We start from the raw sequence: 19,820 nt of genomic DNA on the forward strand, positions 1-19,820 counted from the left end.
CTTCCGGCGGAAGTCGCTTCAGCTATTTGCGGACCGCAAAAGTCCCCAAATTTCGAGCGAGTCAGGCTCCAACGATCATGGAGACCAGCTCCTGCTTGTTGTCCTTGGTCGGCACCAGTTCGCCGACCTTGCGGCCTTGGCGAAGCACCACGGCGCGGTCGGCAAGTTCGGTGACATGTTCCATGTTGTGGGTGATCAGGATGACGGCATTGCCCTGGTCGCGCAGCGTCGCGACCAGGTTGAGCACTTGCCGCGATTCACGCAGGCCAAGTGCCGCGGTGGGCTCGTCCAGGATCACGACCTTGCGGGCGAATACGGTCGACCGGGCCACCGCAATGGCTTGCCTTTGTCCACCCGACATCATGGCGACGACGGCGTCCAGCCGCGGCAAGGTGACCTTGAGGTTCGCCAGCAGAACGCGGGTCTCGGCGTCCATTCTGCGCTGTTGAAGAAATCGCAGGCCGCGCGGGAGCCATCGCGGTGCGGCCAACTCGCGACCGGCGAAAAAGTTCTGTCCCGGCGTCAGATTGTCGAACAGCGCCAGATCCTGGTAGACGGTCTCGATGCCGGCGAAACGCACGTCCGCAGGGGAGCGTATCTGCGTCAGCGCACCGTCCAGAAGGATCGCGCCGGCATCGAGTTGGTGCACCCCGCTGATGCATTTGGTGAGCGTCGACTTTCCAGCGCCGTTGTCACCAAGGAGCCCGAGGATCTCGCCGCGTCGAACCTCGATGCTGACATCGTCGAGCGCCACAACCGAGCCGAAACGCTTGGTGGCGCCGCGCACCGCCAGTACGGGATGTTCCGCGTCGGCTGCATGATCGAGGCTGGCCGGAGCGGCGCTCATGATTGCCTCCCGGCCTGCATGACCCGCACACGCCCTTCGAGGTAGTTGCGCAGCACGTCGGACTCGACCGCGATGACGATGACCACGCCGATGACGATGAGCTGGAAGAAGACATTGACGTTGAGCAGGTTGAGCGCGTTGCGGATGACGCCGATCATGATGGCGCCGATCAAGGCATGGCCCAGATGGCCGCGGCCGCCGAGAAAGCTGGCACCGCCGATGATCACCGCCGCTATCGTATCGAGTTCGAGCAGATTGCCGAAGAGCGGCGAACCGGCGTCGGTGCGTCCGGCAAGGATGACCGCGCCGATGCCGGCGCACAGCCCCGAGATCACGTAGACCGAAACCAGGACCCAGGACACGGGAATGCCCATGCGCAGGGCAGCGTCGGGTCGGCCGCCGACGGCATAGATCCAGCGCCCCCAGACCATCGTCTTGGCCATGACGAAAAGAACCGCGGCGACGCCGGCAACGACAAAGACCGATCCCGGCAGACCCCAGACCGCCTCGCGACCAAGCGCGTCGATCGAATCCGGCATGCCAGGAATGGCGCGGCCGTCAGCCAGTTGCAGCGCCAGCCCCTTGGCGATGCTCAATGTCGCCAGCGTGATGATGAAGGGATGCGGCAGCCGGCCGAATACGTAGAAGAGCCCGTTGATGGCGCCGATCGCGGCACCGCAGCCAACCATCACCGCGATCACCACGAAGGCGGGAGCGCCGGCATGAAAGCTCAGCGCGCCGACGACGGAAGCCAGCGCAACGTTCGAGCCGACGGAGAGATCGATCCCGCGTGTCAGGATGACCAGATGCTGTCCCATCGCCACCACCGAGATGACGGCGGTCTGGGCGAGGATGTTGCTGAGGTTGCGCCCCGTCAGGAAATAGGGCGACAGGAAACTGAGAACGGCAATCAGCATCACCAGTATGACGACCGGACCGGCGCTCAGCAGGGCCAGGCCTAGCGCGAGGCCGGGAACGCCTTCCTGTTTCTTCGGTGCTCGCAATGCGGCCTCGCCGACAGTGACGTCGGTGTTTCCCGTTTCAGGCAAAAGTTCCCCTCCCCGCCGGGGCTTTTGTCAGCCTCGTCGTCAAAAACTTCTTCTGTATTTCAGCTTCCTCTTATCGATAAAAACAACCCCCGTGACTTGGTCAAGTTGTTTTTTATGGATAAAGTTCATGGTAAAAGAACAAGGTGTTGCTTTGAGGACGATCCGATGCGAACCGACACTGTCTACAAGAAGGCTTTCAACCGCGTCGCCAGTATGCTGCGCGAAGGACAATTGGCCGGCGAGCTCCCTTCCGAAAATGAACTTAGACGGAGGATGGGCGTTAGCCGCACGACCGTGCGAAAGGTTCTTGGAGAACTTGTCCAGCGCGACCTCATCGCCGAGCGCGGCGGCGTCCGGAAGACAGGCCGCGCGGTCGAGGACAGCGACTACTATCCCGACGCCGAAACCACGTCGCGAGCCAAGCATGTCGAACAGCAGTTCATGGAGTGGATGCTGCGGGGTGACACAAGGCCTGGCACCAGCATCAACGAGCTCGAACTCGCGCGGCAGTTCGGTGTCGCGACCAACGGAATTCGCGAGTTCCTCATTCGATTCAGCCGCTTTGGGCTGCTGGAGAAAAGGCCGAATACCGGCTGGCTTTTCAAGGGCTTTACGGAAGATTTCGCCCTTGAGCTGTTCGAGATCCGGGTTATGTTCGAACTGCGCTCGGCGCATCTGTTTTCACTGCAACCCGACAATTCTCCCCTGTGGGAGAAACTTGCCGCGCTCAAGGTTGCGCATACCGAATTGCTGAAACAGATTGAAAGCCGTTACCACGACTTTTCCGGCCTCGACAACCGGTTTCACCGGCTCATAAACGAGGCGTCGCCGAACCGCTTCATCGACGATTTCTATGATATCATCAGCTTCATTTTTCACTATCACTATCAGTGGAACAAGCAGGACGAAAAGCAGCGCAACCAGGCGGCAATCCTTGAGCATCTCGCCTATATCGATGCGCTGGAGAGCCGCGATCCCGACCGAATTGAGCGGGCCTGCCGCGCGCATCTGGCTTCGGCGAGAGCAACGCTGATGCGTTCGCTGATCGGGTTTGACGAATGACGGAAATCGACGCGCCGCAGGCAGGGGTGCGCCGGGACAAAGGCTTCAGGCGCGGCGGATTTCCGTTCCCGGCGCCATCGGGCTCAATACCCGTAGTAGAGGCCGAGACCCCGCTGCAGGGCCGAAGCCAGATGTGCCTGCATCGCCACCGCGGCTGCCTCCGGGTCGCGTGCCTTGCAAGCCAGGATGACCTGCATGTGCTCGCGCAGGGATTGCAGCACGAGAGGCACGGTGACTTTTCTGTCCAGCCGTATCAAACGAACGTAGTTGTGCAGCCGTTTGTAGGAACTCTCGATCAGGGGGTTGTTCAAGCTGGCAATGATGGAGTGGTGCAGCAAGGTCTCGAGTTCCTCGAGGTCGGCTCTGACATGGTCGGTGAGCCCGCCGCGCTCGATCTCTTCGATGGTTGCCAGATGTCGTCGTTCCAGTTCCGCCAGTTCCGCCTCTTCGGCGGTCTGCGCGTAAACACCTGTCGCCGCCCGTTCTAGAATGCTGCGAAACTGATAGGTCGCCCTGGTCAATTCGAACCCGGGTTTGACGAACTGGATGCCCGACCGTGAGTGGATGATGACGATCCCCTCCGCCTCGAGCAGCTTGAGCGCATCGCGTAGCGGCGCTACCGGGATATCGAGCATTTTGACGAGATCGCCTTGCGACAGGAAAGCTCCTGCGGGGATCTTCCGCTCAAACAGCGTTTCGAGGATTCGCGTGTAGGCGCGGTCGCCAAGGCGCTGACCCGACGCCGCCCCGTCGTTCCCATCGGGCATCCCTTCGCGCTCAGCCACCTTCCCTCGTCTCCTCGCATCTGAAATATCTAAATCAACCTCTGGAATATTACAGAGGATGCCCATCTTAGAATATCGCCTTGCCCATTATCAATTCGCTTGTGACCAACCATGGATGACGGGAGTGGATCGTGCAGCACCCCGGGATTTGGAGCGGTTGAAGAACRTTCGCTAAGGGAAAGGCGCTGCCCTACGCTCCACAACACATCGGGAATTCACGCGCAAGTGTGTGCGCCAAGGACGTTGCCCGCCGCTGACGGGAGCCCGCCGCATGCCTCTTTTGCGCCTGGCCACTTGCCTCTTTGCGATATCTGAAATATCTAACGCGCATTCTGACATATCAGAGATCTCATATGCGCATTGCAGAGTATCGCATCACCCGCTTTCAATTCGCTCGCGACCGGACCATAGGCGATAGCCAGGTGCGCATCGACACCGCACATGTCGCCGCGCTTGAACTGATAAGCGAGAACGGCCAGGTCGGGCTGGGTTTTGTCCAAAGCCTGTTTCACCCGCTGCCGGAGCAAGCAGAGATCGTTCGGGTTTTCGAAGAGGAGGCCTGGCCCAATCTTGTCGGGCAATCGCCTTTGGCGCTGGTGCATCGGGTCCAGCGACCTCGCGGCGGAAACCGGCGCGCCTTCGGCCTGCCTTTCGAGGAAGCCCTCCAGGTTGCGTTGTGGGATCTGAGTGCCAAGCAGGCCGGCCTGCCGTTGCACGACCTTCTGGGAAGCCGGCGCAAGCGCGTAAGAGCCTATGCGTCAGGTCTCGATTTCCACCTTCGCGACGATGAGTTCCAAGCCTTTTTTGCCCATGCCGATGCCCTCGGCTACCGCGCGTTCAAGATCAAGGTGGGGCATCCCGATTTCGATTGGGATTTGTCCCGGCTGGAGCTGTTGAGAAAGACAGTGCGGCCCGGCTCGTCGATCATGGTTGATGCCAACGAGGCCTGGGAGGCCAAGGAGGCGTCGGTAAAACTGCATAAAATTCATAGCCTTGGTTATGATCTCCTGTGGGTTGAGGATCCTATTCTGCGGCACGACTTCGACGGCCTTCGCAGCCTCAAGGCGGCAACGCCCTGGACCATGATCAATTCAGGCGAATATCTCGATGCCGCCGGCAAACGCCTTTTGATGCAGGCCGGCGCCACCGACATGCTGAATGTTCATGGGCAGGTGACGGACGTGATGAGGATCGGCTGGCTGGCGGCTGAACTCGGCGTTCCGGTGACGCTTGGCAACACGTTTCTGGAGATCGGCGTGCACATGGCGTGCGCGCTGCCCGAAGTGGAGTGGCTCGAGTACTCGTTCCAGAACTTCGATCACCTGGTTGAGCAGCCAATCGAAATTCGTGACGGCTGGATTTATGCGCCGGATCGACCGGGTCATGGGCTGGTCCTGTCGGAGATCGCGCGCCGGGATTGGGCGCGCCCCGAAATCCTGTCGCGCGAACAGCTTGGTGACGCGCCCGCCAACCCGCGGGTTGGTGGAGGCCTCAAAGATCGCGGCGCGCGCTGATTGAGCAAAAGCCTGGTAGACAAAAAGGGAGGAACAACGTGCAGAAACTGCAGATAGTGACCGCCATCGCGGCGATGATGATGGCCTCGCCCGTGCTGGCGCAGGAGATCACCGTATGGGACGTCAACGTGGACGATGCCGCCCACGCGACATACTACGATCATGCGAAGGCCGCATTCGAGGCCGCACACCCGGGAGCAACTCTCAACCTCCTGTCGCAGCCGGACGCCGAGTATTACACCTTGCTGGGTACGGCGCTCGCTTCAAAAGCCGGCCCAGACGTCATCTGGGCCAATGGCGGCGCCCAGGCCAAGGCCTTGATCGGCGGGCTGATCCCGCTCAACGACAAGCTGCCGGACCTGATCTCGAAGCTTGTTGGCAAGTCGGCCTTCACTGGACCTGACGGCAAGCTGTACTTCATCCCGACGACGCTGCAGGGCCACGTCGTCTACTACAACAAGGCGCTCTACAAGGCCGCCGGCCTCGATCCGGAGAAGCCGCCGACGACATGGGCCGAACTGACCAAGGTCTGCGACGCCTTCAAGGCGAAGGGCAAGCCCGCCTGCTTCATGATGGCCAACAAGGAAGGTTACAACGCTGAATTCTTCCTGTCGGAAGCCGCGAACCAGTCGTTGACCGCGCAGCAGCAGGCCGATTGGCTGGCCGGTAAACTCCATTGGTCGGATCCGCCGATCAAGGCGATCCTGCAGGCCTGGGTCGATACCGCCAAGAACGGCTGGTATCAGGAGGGCGGTAACTCGCAGACCATGTTCATGGACGAGTTCGCCCTCTTCGAGCAAGGTGTCGGGGCCAATGTGATGGGGCTACTCTCCAACGTCGCGCACTGGAAGCAGTTCGAAAAGAACATGGGTGTCGACAAGGTCGGCGTCTATCCTATGCCCTCGCCGACCGTTGCCGCAGACCAGCACGAAGGCGCTCCCGGCGTGCCGCTTGATGGCGGCGTCGGCTATGGCGTCAACAAGGACTCCCCCAACATCGAACTCGCGGTCGACGCGGTGCGTATCCTCGCTTCGCCGGAGGTCCTGTCTTACCTGGTCAACGACACCGGTTCGGTGCCGGCGAACACCGAAGTCAATACCTCCGGTATCGACAGCCCCGGTCTCAAGCAGATCATGGGCTGGCTTGCGACCAGGGCCGTTCCGACCACGCACGCGAATTCCTCGGCGGCGGAGCTCGACGAATGGCACCGCCAGAGCCAGCTTCTGTACAACGGCGAAACCTCCGTGGACCAGGCAGCGGCCGCGCTGGACAAGGTCCAGGCCGAAGCCAAGCCGCAGAAGTAGTCCTTTCAGGAACGAGTGGGAGCGCGACCATGCGCCCCCACCTCCAAGCTCAGTGACCAGTGCATGACCGCCAATTCGTTACGCCAGATGGGCCAAGCCGCGCCGACCCGTTCCCGCCGAGGTCGGGGCCGCCGAGCAGAGGCGCGCGTCGCACTGCTGTTCCTGCTTCCGGCAATCCTGCTTGTTCTGGTGTTCCGCATTTTCCCGCTGTTCTGGGGTTTTGCCATCTCCCTGACCAGCGCGACGTCGACCGACCCTGGCCAGTTCATCGGCGCGGGCAACTAACTGCGGGCGCTGGACGATCCAAATTTCCGTTCCGCCATGGCGAACGCCGTCGTGGTGCTGCTTTCGGTTCCGATCTTTGTGACCATTCCGATGCTGCTGGCCATCCTGATTCACCAGGGCGTGCCGGGACGCACGTTTTTTCGCTCCGTCTATTTCTTTCCGGCCATTCTCTCGAGCGTCATCATCGGTTCGATCTTCAGCGTGGTGCTGAGCTTCAACGGCAATCTCAACGCATTGCTGAACCTCGCGGGCATTGGGGGCGTGGACTGGCTGGGGCACTCCGCGACCGCCCTTCCGGTGACACTCGCGATCCAGTGCTGGTCGACCTTCGGCATGGGGGTGCTGATCTTCCTTGCCGGCCTGTCGACCGTTTCCAAGGACATGGTCGAGGCGGCCCGTCTCGACGGCGCCAAGATGTGGCAGATCTGGTGGCATGTCATCATCCCGGAGCTTCGCCCGATCATCGAGTTCTCGACGGTGATTACCACCATCGGCCTGCTGACCTCGATGTTCGGCCTGATCTACGTGCTGACGGGCGGGGGACCCGGAACGTCGACGACGGTGCCCGAATATCTCATCTGGGCCGCACAAGGCAGGCTGAACCGGCCCGCTTATGCCGCGGCCATCTCGATGGTCCTGTTCTTCATGACCAGCATCCTGGCCTGGTTGCAGATTCGCATCCTGTCACGCAACGCAAACATCTGAGGACATGGTGTCAGGAGCAGGAAAACGACAGAGGCTGGCGCTGAGGATTGCGGCGGTCCCGATGGGGCTACTGGCGCTCAGTTGCCTCTATCCGATCTTTTTCGCGGTCAACAACGCGTTCAAGACCCGTGACGATTACATGCGCGACCGCTTCGGGTTGGCCACGCAGCCCACGCTCGACAATTTCGTCCAGGCCTGGACCCGCGCGCACCTCAACGAATACTTTCTCAATTCCGTGATTGCGACGCTCGGGGCGGTCATCCTGTTGATGGTCGTGTCATCCATGGCCGGCTTTGCCCTGGCGTCGCTGCGCTTTCCCTACCGGCGCTTCCTGTTCGCGGTGATCCTGTCGTCGCTGATGATCCCCGTGCAAGTCGTTCTCGTGCCCTTCATGCGCACCATGCTTGCCCTGAACCTCGTCAACACGCACATCGGACTCATCCTGTCATACACCGCATTTTTCCTGCCTTTCTCGGTCTACATGATGACGGCGTTCTATTCGGGGCTGCCGCGCGAGCTGATCGAGGCGGCACGGATCGACGGCGCCAAGCTGCTGCAGGTCTGGTGGCATGTGATGCTGCCCCTGGGCATGCCGGCGTTGGTGACGCTGGCCATCCTCAACACCCTCAGCTGCTGGAACGACATTCTGATTTCCCTTCTGGTCATGCAGAAGCACCGCACCCTCACGGTGGGGATTTCGGCCCTCAAGGGCCAGTACTCGGACCAGATACCCCTGTTTACGGCGGGCATCGTCATCGCGGCGGCCCCGATCGTCGTTCTATACATCCTGTTTCAGCGGCGAATTGTTTCGGGCATCGCCGTGGGCGCAGTGAAAGGTTAGTCGATGGCGCGCGTGGAACTGAAACATGTCAGCAAGAGCTTTGGATCGACGAAAGTCATCCACGATGTCTCGATGTCGATCGAAGAGGGTGAGTTCGCCGTGTTCGTGGGGCCTTCGGGCTGCGGAAAGTCGACGCTGCTGAGGATGATTGCCGGGCTCGAAGAGACGAGCGAGGGCGAAATCTTCATCGGCGGCGATGACGTGACCGACGAGGAGCCTGCCGACCGGGGTGTGTCGATGGTGTTCCAGTCTTACGCGCTCTATCCGCACATGACGGTAGCGGACAATATGAGCTTCGGCCTTCGGATGGCGCACCGCCCGAAGGCGGAGATAAAAGACAAGGTTGGACGCGCCGCCAAGATCCTGCAGCTCGAAGAGTATCTGGAACGCAAGCCCGCCCCGCTCTCGGGAGGACAGCGCCAGCGGGTGGCTATAGGACGCGCGATCGTGCGCGACCCGAAGGTGTTCCTCTTCGACGAGCCGCTCAGCAACCTCGACGCCGAGCTGCGGGTGCAGATGCGCGTGGAACTTGCCAAGCTCCACCGGGTTCTTGGCAACACCATGATCTATGTGACGCACGACCAGACTGAAGCGCTGACCATGGCGGACCGGATCGTTGTTTTGCGCAGTGGGCGCATCGAGCAGATCGGCACGCCCGACAGCCTCTATCAAGATCCCGACAACGCGTTCGTCGCGGGCTTCATAGGCTCCCCCCGGATGAACTTTCTAAAGGCGACGGCGCAGGCGGGCGGCCGTCTCGCGGTTGGCGGCAGGGAGGTGGACAGCCCGGTGCGGACCACGCTCGAGCCGGGACGGAAACTGCAGCTGGGCTTAAGGCCCGAGCACCTCGACCAGAACGAGGGCATCGGCCTTGAGGCGAGCGTGGAATTTGTCGAATCGATGGGCTCCACATCCTTCGTCCACGCCACGCTGGCGAGCGGCGAGACCATCATCGCGGAGCGGCGGTCCTCGCAACCAAGGGCCGGCGACAAGATCACCCTGCATTTCGCGCTTGCCTCGGCGCGGCTCTTCGGAGACGACGGAGAACGCATCCGGTGAGCGTTCGCGCCCCGACATAGGCTTCCGTCGGCGACAGGTCGATATAGGTGCCTCCGGCCGGTGTCACTTCCGGCTCGCATGCTCCCAAGGCCCCGACCCTCTTGCCGCGCACGACACCGTCGACCGCGATCAGGGTCTGGACGCCATGGCGGATCGTGAAGATCGGCTTTTGGTCTAAGACCATGACACCTGAACTGAGGGGAACGATCCCGGCTGGCGGCAAAGCCCGGCGAAATGATCGGCCTCCACATGCGCGAAAAACGGCGGCCGGCCGCGTTCGGGGAATGTTGCAGGACGACGATCGGAGTCAGATCATCCAGACGGCTGTACTAAGCCATTGATTTTATTATCTCTACTTTTCGGTTTTTGTCTTTGCCACAATAGAATCAATTCACAGACAAATAGGTTAGCCGAGCAGGCAAATGGATGGCTTCAGGACATGGGTGGCTGTGCCATGGCCAAAACGGAGGGTGGGGGGATGATCGCTTTCAAACGCGATACGAGCGGCCTTTATCTGGCTGAGATCCCTGCCAACGCCCGCGTCGTCTTCCTGTTCCCAGGATCAGTCGCGCACCGACCCGACCTTCGATCTGACCGCCCAGGGCTGGATCGATCCTGGCCAGCTTGGCTACATCGCCTTCTTCGTGCCGTCGGCAACACGCGACTGGGCCGCTTTCGAGGTCGGCGTCCGCAAGGCCTTCGCTGCCAATGCCGGCACGCAGATCGGCTGGTTCCCCGAGCCGCTGAGCATCGCGCCGGTCCTGGTCTCGATCACCGGACAAGGTACGTCGTCACCAACCGTTGCGGAATCCTTCTCGCTGACATTCCGGCAAAGCGTGACGTTCCAGGTCCAGCCGGATTTGTTCGAACTGTCGACGACGGTGCTGTTCGAGGACGCGTCCAACAGTCTGCAGATCGCCAACAGCCCGCCGGCGCCACCGTCACGTTCCAGTCGAAAGCGCCATTCACGAGCCTGGCGCTTTCCGGGCCGTTCGCCGGCACCGCCAGCACGGCGTTTGAACTGGCCACCGCCGATCTCGTCCAGTTCGAAGCCGGCATGATGTATTTCAGCCCGCCGGTCGATGGCGGGCTGGTCAATGCCTTGAGCTATCCGGTTTTTCGCGGCGCCGGCGGTTCGACGACGCCATTCGGCTTCAACGTGACGCTCGACGTGCTCGGCCCGCTCGATGCGGCGCGCAGCTTCTTCCAGTTCACCGATCCGCTGGTCGGCTCGACTTTTGTCACCACCAATGGAAAGCCGTTCGCCCTTGCCACCGTCAACACCGGCGATATCGTCACGGCGAGCCGTCTCATCTTCCGGCCGGCCGCAGCAGTCGCCGAGCGAACAGCTCTATTACTATCTGACGCCGGCGGGACAGTTCGGCCTGGCGCCCGACACCAGCATCAACAAGGCCACGACATCAGAAACCGTGCAGATGCTGTGCGGCGTCACCGGCACCGAGTTCATCACCGTCAATGTCGGCTAGACACCGGACAAACTCGAGTTCGTGCCGGCCCAGCCGGCGTATCGCATCCAGCCTGCGCAAGATTCGCCAACCAATCCCGCCTTTCTCGACGCCACCGCGACAACCTCGTGGGCGCAGCTTGTCTCCGCGCAAGGCATTTTACGTATCGCAGCCGGAGCGCGCGCCGCTCTACAAGCAGCCGGACAGTTCGGCCGCGATGCTTGCCGGCGCGGCGCTGGACATATTGTGGGTGCCAGGTGGTGATCCCGATGCGCTCGCAAGGATCATGAGCGACCCGGCATCGCCCTATCTCGCCTACCTGCGCAAGGTCGCGGAACATGCCAAATGGGTCTGTTCGGTCTGCGAGGGTGCGCTGTTGCTGGCCCGGGCCGGACTGCTCGACGGTCACAGGGCGACGACGCATTGGGCATTCGTCGATTGCCTGAGCCGCTTTCCGGCAATCAAGGTGTCGAGGGGTCACCCGCGTTTTGTCGAGTCAGGCAACCGGCTGACGGGAGGCGGCATACCGTCGGGCCTTGACGAAGCGCTGCACCTCATCGCCCGACTTTTCGACGACAAGACTGCTGCCGATGTCCAGACAACGACCCAGTATTTTCCAGTGCCTCCGGTTGCCTGCAAAGTTCCGTCCAGGACACCGACATGCATGGTCCACTGGTGATCAGGCATTCGCCGTTGGAATCCTGCCAGACGAGCAGACTGACGAACGAACGGTTCCAAGATCGTGCGCCCTGTTCGAAGCTCGACCGCGAGTTCGACCGGAAGGAAATCGGCGCGCCTTTCTCCTGAGGCGAATGGAGGTTGGCGGGAGACCTCTGCCTGGTGGCCGACATTGAGGTACCTGATAAGGGGGAGGCAGCAACGCGGACAAATCTGTTCGTTTGGGCCGATGAGTCAACGTCGTTGCGGCCGCGATGATTAGCATGTTAACTTCTTTCGCAATTGCATGGGCGCGCCAGTGCGCCTCAATCCCACGACAAGATGGGAGCGAAGCGAGAATGGAGGAGACTATGACAGCCCATCACGTGAGCGTCGCTGACGGCGAGGCTTTTCTGTCCGCATCGCGGATGCTGTTCGGCCCGATCACCCAGCGTTTCTCGCGCGGTGAGGCGCCGTCGCTGCCGAAGCTGGTTTCGGTGCATCTCGGCTCCTGCCGGCTATCCGAGATCAAGGCCAGGTCGCATCTGGTCATCAGCGATCGCACCATCTGGCGCAGCTTCGATCCGGACGCAATCAAGATCCTGATGCAGCTCAGCGGTCGCAGCCGCTTCGAGCAGCGGCAGGTGGCGGTCGATCTCGGCCCCCGCGCGGCGATCATCTATGACCCGATGCGCAGCTACTCGCTACAGAACCTGTCGGATGTCGACCAGCTTATCCTGCAGGTGCCGCGCTCCACCTTTGGCGACGAGACGCTGGCGCGGCTCTCAGCGCCGGTGCCATTGCCCGGGGACGACGACAGCCTCACCCATATCGTTTCCGGTCTGATGCAGATGGCGATCGGCACCGCGCATAAGCTCGATGAGGCGGGCTGTCGCCGTGTCGGGGAAAGCCTGATCCAGCTCGTCAATGGACTGATTCAGGCAAAGCCGATGGCGCCGGAATTCCGCCGCTCGCCGCTGGAAGCGCTTCGCGAACGCATCGTCGCCTTTATCGACGCAAACCTGGCGCGCTCGAACCTGTCGGCCGAGGACATAGCCCGCCACATGGGCTGCTCGCGGCGCTACCTGCACCGCGCCTTCGAAGGCGAAGGCGCCACACTGGAGCGCTTCGTCTGGGATAGGCGGCTCGAGCGCAGCAAGGAGGAGTTGCTCTCTCCCGCCCGCGCATCAGCATCGATCTCAGAAATCGCGTTTGCGTGCGGGTTCAATTCCAGCGCGCATTTCTCGCGTGCATTCAAGAGCAAGTATGACGTGGCGCCCCGAGAGTTGAGGGAGAGGGTGGGCATGGTTGTGCATTAGGGATGGGCGGCGAGCCGCAAGGTTTGCGGAGACCTCACCCTGTTTGCGCCAATACGAGGCATGACCCATCACGCACCATCAGTCGGTTTTTGAGTTCTTTCAGTCCAGACTGGCAGCTTTTAGGCCCGACAATGCGCGTCGCATAGTGCTCTACCCTCAGGCCGCCCGCGCGCTGCCCGCAAAGCTCCGCATCAACCCCTTCGGCAGGAACAGCATCGCCAGGATAATGGTCAGGCCCGAGATGACCGGATGGTAGTCGGGCACGACGATGCGCGCGAGGTCGAACACCGCGTACATCACGAAAGCGCCGAGGATGGGGCCGAGCAGCGTGCCGGTGCCGCCGACCACGGTCATCATCAGCGGCAAGAGCATCCAGTCGAGGTCGAAGACGGAGTCCGGGCCGACATGGAAGATGTAATAGGTGTAGAGGCTGCCGGCGATGCCGGCGATGAAGGCGCTGCCGGCGAAGGCGGCGACCTTGACCCTGAGCACATCGATGCCGTTGGCCGACGCCGCCATCTCGTCGTCGCGCACGGCGATCAGCGCCAGGCCGTAGCGCGAGCGCATCAGCAAGTGGATGGCGAGTGCCGTGCCCACCATCAGGCCGAGCCCGACCAGATAGTGCGGCAACAGCGTGTCGAACGTGCCGGCGGGCGCGACGACGCCGAAGGCGCCGCCGGTGAAGTCGCCTCCATTGATGAACATCACCTTGACGATCTCGCCGAAGCCGAGGGTGCCCAAGGCAAAATAGTCGCCGCGCAGTTTGGACAGAAGCGGCAGGCCGATGATGATGGCGGCCACCGCCGCGACCAGCCCGCCCAGCATCATCGTCACGGGGTCGAAATAATAAATGCGCGGGTACGCGTCATAGAGCGAGCCCCAGAGATAATTGCCGCTCCAAAGGATCGCGGTGGTGTAGGCGCCGAGCCCGAAGAAGGCATGGTTGCCCAGGCTGATCTGGCCACCGAAGCCGGCGACCAGGTTCCAGCCCTGCGCCATGATGGCGTAGATGAAAACGAAGAACAGGAATGAGAAGGCGTAAGAGTCGATCGCGCCGGGCAGCAGCGGCAACAGGGCGAGCGCCGCGATGGCGGCAGCCGCAATCCACATCCAGGCTTGTCTTGGCCAGGCCCGTTCCAAAAAGGCTTGCTTCAACATGGCGCTCAAGCCTTCTTGTAGGGCCGGCTGAACAGGCCTTCCGGCTTGAACATCAGCACCGCCAGGAACACGCCGTAGGCGATGGCGTTGGTCCAGCCGCCGGAGATGAAATACTGCACATAGGCCTCGATCAGGCCGAGGATGATGCCGCCGGCGAGCGCGCCCGCGACATTGCCGATGCCACCCAGCGCCAGCGCCACCAGCGCCTTGAGGCTGAAGATGAAGCCGGCAAACGGGTTGAACGGGAATGTGGTTGCGACCGCCACACCGGCAGCGCCTGCGAGCGCAATGCCGATGGCGAAGGCAATGGCGTTGACGCGGTGCGGGCTGATGCCCATCAGCGTCGCGGCTTCCATGTCCTCGGACGCGGCGCGCACCGCCTTGCCGACAATCGTCTTGCGCAGGAACAGCACCACCAGCCCTGTGCCGGCGAGCGCGATCAGAAAGCCCATCGAGCGCGTGAACGAGGTGCGCACGCCCAGGATCTCGATGCCGCTCGCCGTGTACGAGGTGACCACAGCCGCCGTGTTGCCGCCCCACACCACCGTCATCAGGTTCTGGATCAGGAACATCAGGCCGACGGCGATCAAGAGCGAGATGTTGCGGTCCTCTTCGGCCGCCGCGCGGCGGAACAGGCCCTGATAGACCAGCCAGCCGACACCGAGCCCGACCGGCACGACGATCAGCAGCGACAGGAACGGGTCGATGCCGAGCCCGTAGAACAGCGCCCGCACGAAATAGGCGGCGAGGATGATCATGGCGCCCTGCGCCAGGAAGATCAGCCGCATGGTGCCGAAGATGAGGCTCAAGCCCACGGCAGCGACACCATACATGGCGCCGCCCAGCGCGCCGTTAAGCGACAGCTGCAGCAGGATTTCGGGAGGTGGCAGGTTGACCATCATTGCGCCTCCAACACGCCCATATAGGCCTTCTGGATTTCCGGGTCGGCGATGAGTTCGGCGCCCGTGCCTTGCATGGCGAGCTCGCCGGTCTTCAGCACGAAGCCATAGTCGGCGACCTTCAGCGCCTGGTGGATGTTCTGTTCGACCAGGAGGATGGTGACGCCCTGTTTGTGCAAGGTCTCGATCAGCGCGAACATCTGCTGCACCACGATCGGGCTCAGGCCCAGCGACGGCTCGTCGAGGATGAGCAGCGAGGGATCCGACATGGTGGCGCGCGCGATGGCCAGCATCTGCTGTTCGCCGCCGGAGAGCGAGCCGGCCTTCTGCCCTGCCCGCTCCTTCAGCCGCGGAAACAGCATGTAGGCTTTCTCCAGCGATTGTTTGAAATGCTTGCGCACCTTGGGCTGGAAGGCGCCGAGCTCGAGGTTTTCCAGCACCGTCATCTGCCTAAACAGGCCGCGCCCTTCCGGCACATGGGCGATGCCCATGCTGGCGATCTCCTCCGGCGCCTTGCCGGCCAGCGGCACGCCCGCGAGAAAGACCTCGCCGCGCTTCGGCTTGAGCAGGCCGGAGACGGTCTTCAACAGCGTCGTCTTGCCCGCGCCATTGGCGCCGACGATGGCGACGATCGTGCCGGGGTCGACATGGATCGATACGCCCCACAGCGCACCGACATCGCCATAGGCGACTTCGAGGTTTTTCACGTCAAGCAGCCGGTTCGCCAAGATAGGCCTCGATCACTTTGCGGTTGGCGACGATTTCGCGGGGCGTGCCGTCGGCGATCTTCTCGCCATGGTCGAGCACGATCACCCGGCTGCACACTTTCATGATGGCGTCGACCTTGTGCTCCACCCACAGGATCGAGACGCCCCGCTCGCTGCGCACGCGGCGGATGACATCGACCATGCGCTGGATCTCGGTCGGGTTCAGCCCGGCCATCGGCTCGTCGAGCAAAAGCAGCGCCGGGCTGGAGGCGACCGCCCGCGCGATCTCCAGCAGGCGGCGGTCGGAGAGCGTCATATGCGCGGTGCGGACATCGCGTTTTGCGGTCAGCCCGACAAGCTCCAGCGCTTCCTCTGCCGCCGCCGTTGCATGCTTGACGCGCCCGCCGGCGCCATAGACGGCGCCGACCATGATGTTCTCGAACGCCGTCATGGTGAGGAACGTGCGCACCAGCTGGAAGGTGCGCGCTATGCCCAGCCGGCAGATGCGATGCGGTGCCGTGCCGGTGATGTCCCGGCCACGGAAGCGGATGCGCCCTTGCGTCGGCGTATAGAGCGCGGTGATCAGGTTGAACAGCGTCGACTTGCCGGCGCCATTGGGACCGATCAGCCCGATCAGTTCGTTAGCGCCGACGGCGATGTCGATGTTGTTGAGCACGACAAGCCCGCCGAACCGCTTCTGGACCGCCTCGAGGCGAAGCAGGGTTTCGTCAGGTTGCATCGTGTTTCCAGTTCTCCAAATCGTCGGTGCTGGACATCGAGGCGGGCGCCTGGCTTCGCAATCAGGCGCCCGCCTCTCCCGCCCGCTTTTTCAGCCGCTCAGCGCTTGTCCCAGGCCGGCGCCGGCTTGTAGGTCCAGTTGCCGTCCGGGAAGATCAGCTGGTGCTTGCCTTGCCACCATTGCGTGGCGACGCTGGGGATGAGCGCAAAGCCGGTCTGGTCGAATTTGAGATCGCCGACCACCGTGTCCTTGAACTCCTGGCCGAAGATCGCGTCGTGGATCGCGCCGGCATCGGTCGAGCCCGCCTTCTCGATCGCCTGCGCCAGCACCTGCGCATTGGCGTAGAAGGCGCCGACGGTGACGGAGTCCTTCTTGAACTCGGCCTCATAGCGGTCGCCGAGCTCCTTGGCGCCGTGGTAGGGATAGCTCGACGACCAGAAGCCGTCGGTCAGGATGTAGTCGGAATCCGCCCCGAGTGCTTCGTGGAACTCGCCCGTCCAGGTGCCTTTCCAGCCATGCAGGTAAGGCACGGAGAAGCCGAGCTCCTTCATCTGGCGTAGCAGCGTCACCGTATCGGCCGGCGAGCCGAACACCAGCATGGCATCGACATTGGCGGCCTTGAGCTTGGTGATCAGCGCCGAATAGTCGGTGGCGCCGATCGCCCAGGGATCGTCGACGGCAAAGGTGTAGCCGTATTTCTTGGCCGCCGCCTCGAAGGCGCCGCCAAAGCCCTTGCCGTCGGGCGAATCCTCGGAGACCAGCGCCGGGTTCTTCGGCTTCTCATTGGCCGGCAGCTTGTCCCAGATCTCGAACGGTACTTCGGCGCCCGGCCCCGGATGGAAGAAGAACAAGGCGGAGTATTTCAGCTTCAGCGGCTGCCATTCGAACGGAAAGGCCGTCGTGATCATGTAGAATTTTTTATACTTCTCGGCGACGATGGCGCCGGCAATGTTCATCGGCCCCGAATGGGTCGACAGCAGCGCATCGACCTTCTGCACCTTGATCAGGTTTTCCAGCGCCGACGCCACCTTGCCTTCCGAGCTTTCGTCGTCGGCGACGACGAGGCGCACCGGCAGCTTCTTGCCGGCCGACTTCACCATGATGCCGCCGGCCTTGTTGATGTCGGCCACCGCTTGCTCATAGGCCCATTTCTGTTCCTTGCCGTCACCGGCCAGCGGCCCGGTCAAGGAGATCGGCGCGCCGATGACGATCTCGGTGTCGCCGGCATTCGCCAGGCTGGTGTCGCCAAGCGCAATCGCGCTTGTCAGGGCCAGGCCCGCCAGCATAGCCTTCAGACTGTTTCCCATTTCATCCTCCCAGGTTTTTCGATCGGGCGGACACGGTCGTGCCCGGCCGCATGCCCTCAGACCGTCGCTGCCGCGACCAGGCTGGTGTCGGTGAACTGCTCGAAACTGAGCGCCTTGCCGTCCTCCATCTCCCAGACATGGACGACGCGCGCCGACATCGGCTTGCCGGTCTTTTTGTGGACACCCGAATAGGTACCGATGCCGACGATGGTGGTGCCGCCATCGACGAGCTTTTCGAGCTTCAGGGCGTAGCCGTCCCACTCCTCGCCGATGCGCTTGAAGACGCCTTCGATGATGGCGTCGGGGCCGACATAGGTGCCGGCATAGGGAAAGCCGGCCATCTCGGTCCAGGCGGTGCGGCTGGTGACCGGCGCCATCATCGCCGCCAAATCCTTGGCGTCGGAGCCGGCATAGTGCGCCTTGATCGCTTCGTAATTCTTATTCATGGCATTCCCCCCACTCGGTCAGACCGGCGCCTTGTCCTTGTCGTAGGCGGTTCTGGATTTCTTCTCGATACGGGCGCCGGCCGGCTTGTTCTCGATCTTGCCCTGGCTGGTCACGCCGAGGAATTTCCCCGTCGAGCGCATGACGTCCCAATTGTAGAAGAACAGCGAAGCGACCGGGATGATGAACTCGCGGAAGCCGAACACATATTGGTTCTCGGCGAACTTCCAGGTCGTCGCCAGGTCGACATCGCCATGGCCGCGCTGGATGCCGACGAGGTTCTGCCAGGCATAGCGCTCGGAAGAGAGATAGATGTGCTCGTAGACGTGATTGGGGCTGTATGTGTAGTGCGCGGTAAGCCCGATCAGGTCGCGGGTCGGTGCCGGCGCGATGCCGCCAGGCGCCACGCTGGGATCGCCAAGCACGCCGGCCGACCAGGTCTGCGCCACGCGCGGCTCGCCGGGCGCCTCGCCGGCTTCACGCACCCGCTCGCGCACCGACAGCACGCGACGCGTGCTGGTGTTGACGATAAAGGCCTCGTCTTCCGTTGGCCGGGCCGAGAAGATCATGTTGATGAAGAACACGTTGGAGGCGACTTCCAGCGCCTCGTACCAGTCGGCGCCCGCCTCGCTGCCTTCGCTCCACGCCACCGTGTCGAGCGATGTGAAGGCGAGGTCGATGGTGCGGCCGGTGTCGAGCGTGACCTTGAAGGTCTGGCCGCGCAGCGCATCCGTTGTCGCCAGCCGGTTGGTGGCGATGCCGGTGGCGAAATCGTCAAAATGCTTCCAATCCGCCGGTCTGTTCTGGTCGGTCATCGCACTCTCCACATCAATCGACAAAGGCCCCAATCAATCCACGAAAGCCAACGTCGGCAGGTCGACAACGGTGGCGCCGCCATCGACCGTCAGGATCGATCCGTTCATCATCGCCGCCTCGCTCGAGGCGACGAAGCAGATGACGTTGGACACTTCTTCCGGTGCCGCCGGCCGGCCAAGCGGTACGTCCTTGGTGACCAGCCGGTAGGCCTCCTCGATCGAGCCAAGCCCGTGCTTCTCGACGATCACCTCCATCTGCTCGTCGGCCATGTCGGTCGACACCCAGCCCGGGCAGATGATGTTGGTGCGCACGCCCTTGCGGCCATAGTCGCGCGCCAGCGATTTGCCGAAGCCGATGCAAGCATGTTTCATGGTGACATAACCGGCCGCGTCCGGCCCAGCGAACAGGCCGGCGATCGAGGCGACAACGACGATATTGCCCTTTTGCGCAATGAGATCCGGCAGGCATTCGCGGGCGCAGACGAAGGCGGTGTCGAGATTGGTCCGCGTCGCCAGGCTCCAGGTCTCGTCGCTCATCGAAATGGTCGGGCCGACGCCATGGCCGCCGGCATTGGCGACAAGGATATCGACCGGTCCGATCTTGTCGTGGACTTCGGCGAGTGCGGCGCGCACCGCTTGCGGATCGGCTGCATCGCCCTGCACCACCAGCCCGCCAATGTCTTTGGTCACGACTTCCAGCGGCTCGCGCCGCCGGCCCATCAGCACCACTCTGGCGCCGTCCGCCGCCATGCGCCTGGCGACCGCCGCACCGATGCCGGTGCCGCCGCCGGTGATGAAGGCCGTCTTTCCCGAAAATCGCATGGTTCCATCCCGATTGCTGAGCGCGCCGGCTGAGCG

23 protein-coding genes and 1 pseudogene are annotated in these 19,820 nt (G+C 62.5%); 11 read left to right on the plus strand and 13 right to left on the minus strand.

Annotated elements, in window-relative coordinates:
* Positions 1-61: 61 nt before the first annotated feature.
* Complete coding sequence (locus tag AC1DPX_RS16600; protein WP_477238161.1) at positions 62-847, minus strand: ATP-binding cassette domain-containing protein; 786 nt, start codon at positions 845-847, stop codon at positions 62-64.
* Complete coding sequence (locus AC1DPX_RS16605) at positions 844-1,896, minus strand: ABC transporter permease (RefSeq protein ID WP_477238163.1); 1,053 nt, start codon at positions 1,894-1,896, stop codon at positions 844-846. The genes AC1DPX_RS16600 and AC1DPX_RS16605 overlap by 4 nt, the downstream gene beginning before the upstream one ends.
* 165 nt (positions 1,897-2,061) lie before the next feature.
* On the opposite strand from AC1DPX_RS16605, the gene AC1DPX_RS16610 reads away from it, so the two are divergent.
* Positions 2,062-2,958: a GntR family transcriptional regulator gene (locus tag AC1DPX_RS16610; RefSeq protein WP_477238278.1), complete on the plus strand. Its 897-nt coding sequence runs from the start codon at positions 2,062-2,064 to the stop codon at positions 2,956-2,958.
* Between the two features lie 83 nt (positions 2,959-3,041).
* Here the strand turns inward: AC1DPX_RS16610 and AC1DPX_RS16615 are convergent, their stop codons facing one another.
* A complete protein-coding gene (locus tag AC1DPX_RS16615; RefSeq protein WP_477238165.1) occupies positions 3,042-3,743 on the minus strand; it encodes a GntR family transcriptional regulator in 702 nt (233 codons plus the stop codon).
* 353 nt (positions 3,744-4,096) lie between these two features.
* On the opposite strand from AC1DPX_RS16615, the gene AC1DPX_RS16620 reads away from it, so the two are divergent.
* The 6 genes from AC1DPX_RS16620 (at position 4,097) to AC1DPX_RS16645 (ending at position 9,451) form a co-directional block, all read left to right on the plus strand.
* The gene (locus AC1DPX_RS16620) at positions 4,097-5,257 is read left to right on the plus strand and encodes a mandelate racemase/muconate lactonizing enzyme family protein (RefSeq protein WP_477238167.1); all 1,161 of its coding nucleotides are present in this window, start codon (positions 4,097-4,099) and stop codon (positions 5,255-5,257) included.
* 38 nt (positions 5,258-5,295) lie between these two features.
* Positions 5,296-6,561 carry an ABC transporter substrate-binding protein gene (locus AC1DPX_RS16625; RefSeq protein ID WP_244730474.1) on the plus strand — a complete coding sequence of 422 codons (1,266 nt, stop codon included), beginning with the start codon at positions 5,296-5,298 and terminating at the stop codon, positions 6,559-6,561.
* 63 nt (positions 6,562-6,624) lie between these two features.
* Positions 6,625-6,846: a hypothetical protein gene (locus tag AC1DPX_RS16630; protein WP_477238169.1), complete on the plus strand. Its 222-nt coding sequence runs from the start codon at positions 6,625-6,627 to the stop codon at positions 6,844-6,846.
* A gap of 36 nt (positions 6,847-6,882) precedes the next feature.
* Positions 6,883-7,551, plus strand: a complete 669-nt coding sequence (locus AC1DPX_RS16635) for a carbohydrate ABC transporter permease (RefSeq protein WP_477238171.1) — start codon at positions 6,883-6,885, stop codon at positions 7,549-7,551.
* Positions 7,552-7,612: 61 nt separating this feature from the next.
* The gene (locus tag AC1DPX_RS16640) at positions 7,613-8,392 is read left to right on the plus strand and encodes a carbohydrate ABC transporter permease (RefSeq protein ID WP_477238172.1); all 780 of its coding nucleotides are present in this window, start codon (positions 7,613-7,615) and stop codon (positions 8,390-8,392) included.
* A 3-nt stretch (positions 8,393-8,395) separates the two neighbouring features.
* The gene (locus AC1DPX_RS16645) at positions 8,396-9,451 is read left to right on the plus strand and encodes an ABC transporter ATP-binding protein (protein ID WP_477238174.1); all 1,056 of its coding nucleotides are present in this window, start codon (positions 8,396-8,398) and stop codon (positions 9,449-9,451) included.
* A gap of 13 nt (positions 9,452-9,464) precedes the next feature.
* Here the strand turns inward: AC1DPX_RS16645 and AC1DPX_RS16650 are convergent.
* Positions 9,465-9,623, minus strand: a pseudogene (locus AC1DPX_RS16650) (protease); the annotation flags it as partial.
* 472 nt (positions 9,624-10,095) lie between these two features.
* Here AC1DPX_RS16650 and AC1DPX_RS16655 point away from each other — a divergent pair.
* Positions 10,096-10,512 (plus strand): hypothetical protein, encoded by a 417-nt coding sequence (locus AC1DPX_RS16655; protein WP_477238176.1) that lies wholly within the window; start codon positions 10,096-10,098, stop codon positions 10,510-10,512.
* A 46-nt stretch (positions 10,513-10,558) separates the two neighbouring features.
* On the opposite strand, the gene AC1DPX_RS16660 is transcribed toward AC1DPX_RS16655, so the two are convergent.
* Positions 10,559-10,726 carry a hypothetical protein gene (locus AC1DPX_RS16660; RefSeq protein ID WP_477238178.1) on the minus strand — a complete coding sequence of 56 codons (168 nt, stop codon included), beginning with the start codon at positions 10,724-10,726 and terminating at the stop codon, positions 10,559-10,561.
* Between AC1DPX_RS16660 and AC1DPX_RS16665 the strand changes: the two genes are divergently transcribed.
* From AC1DPX_RS16665 to AC1DPX_RS16675, 3 genes are all read left to right on the plus strand, one after another.
* Positions 10,720-10,938, plus strand: coding sequence for a hypothetical protein (locus AC1DPX_RS16665; RefSeq protein WP_477238180.1), 219 nt, complete (start codon positions 10,720-10,722; stop codon positions 10,936-10,938). The two genes, AC1DPX_RS16660 and AC1DPX_RS16665, sit on opposite strands and share 7 nt — an antisense overlap.
* Before the next feature lie 118 nt (positions 10,939-11,056).
* On the plus strand, positions 11,057-11,596 hold the full coding sequence (locus tag AC1DPX_RS16670; protein WP_477238182.1) for a DJ-1/PfpI family protein: 540 nt from the start codon (positions 11,057-11,059) through the stop codon (positions 11,594-11,596).
* 349 nt (positions 11,597-11,945) lie between these two features.
* Complete coding sequence (locus tag AC1DPX_RS16675; protein WP_202355643.1) at positions 11,946-12,893, plus strand: helix-turn-helix domain-containing protein; 948 nt, start codon at positions 11,946-11,948, stop codon at positions 12,891-12,893.
* 156 nt (positions 12,894-13,049) lie between these two features.
* Here the strand turns inward: AC1DPX_RS16675 and AC1DPX_RS16680 are convergent, their stop codons facing one another.
* The 8 genes from AC1DPX_RS16680 to AC1DPX_RS16715 form a co-directional block, all read right to left on the minus strand.
* Positions 13,050-14,003 (minus strand): branched-chain amino acid ABC transporter permease, encoded by a 954-nt coding sequence (locus tag AC1DPX_RS16680; protein WP_477238184.1) that lies wholly within the window; start codon positions 14,001-14,003, stop codon positions 13,050-13,052.
* Between the two features lie 53 nt (positions 14,004-14,056).
* Entirely contained in the window at positions 14,057-14,953 is an 897-nt protein-coding gene (locus tag AC1DPX_RS16685; RefSeq protein ID WP_477238186.1) for a branched-chain amino acid ABC transporter permease, read from the minus strand.
* Positions 14,950-15,657, minus strand: coding sequence for an ABC transporter ATP-binding protein (locus tag AC1DPX_RS16690; RefSeq protein ID WP_477238188.1), 708 nt, complete (start codon positions 15,655-15,657; stop codon positions 14,950-14,952). The genes AC1DPX_RS16685 and AC1DPX_RS16690 overlap by 4 nt, the downstream gene beginning before the upstream one ends.
* A gap of 1 nt (position 15,658) precedes the next feature.
* The gene (locus AC1DPX_RS16695) at positions 15,659-16,396 is read right to left on the minus strand and encodes an ABC transporter ATP-binding protein (protein WP_477238190.1); all 738 of its coding nucleotides are present in this window, start codon (positions 16,394-16,396) and stop codon (positions 15,659-15,661) included.
* A 98-nt stretch (positions 16,397-16,494) separates the two neighbouring features.
* Positions 16,495-17,703, minus strand: a complete 1,209-nt coding sequence (locus AC1DPX_RS16700; protein ID WP_202355647.1) for an amino acid ABC transporter substrate-binding protein — start codon at positions 17,701-17,703, stop codon at positions 16,495-16,497.
* 56 nt (positions 17,704-17,759) lie between these two features.
* Complete coding sequence (locus AC1DPX_RS16705) at positions 17,760-18,149, minus strand: nuclear transport factor 2 family protein (RefSeq protein ID WP_202355648.1); 390 nt, start codon at positions 18,147-18,149, stop codon at positions 17,760-17,762.
* Between the two features lie 18 nt (positions 18,150-18,167).
* Positions 18,168-18,962, minus strand: coding sequence for a MoaF C-terminal domain-containing protein (locus AC1DPX_RS16710; protein WP_477238191.1), 795 nt, complete (start codon positions 18,960-18,962; stop codon positions 18,168-18,170).
* 33 nt (positions 18,963-18,995) lie between these two features.
* Positions 18,996-19,784 carry an SDR family NAD(P)-dependent oxidoreductase gene (locus AC1DPX_RS16715; RefSeq protein ID WP_477238193.1) on the minus strand — a complete coding sequence of 263 codons (789 nt, stop codon included), beginning with the start codon at positions 19,782-19,784 and terminating at the stop codon, positions 18,996-18,998.
* Positions 19,785-19,820: the final 36 nt, after the last annotated feature.

The organism is Mesorhizobium sp. 01N446 (assembly GCF_056399285.1).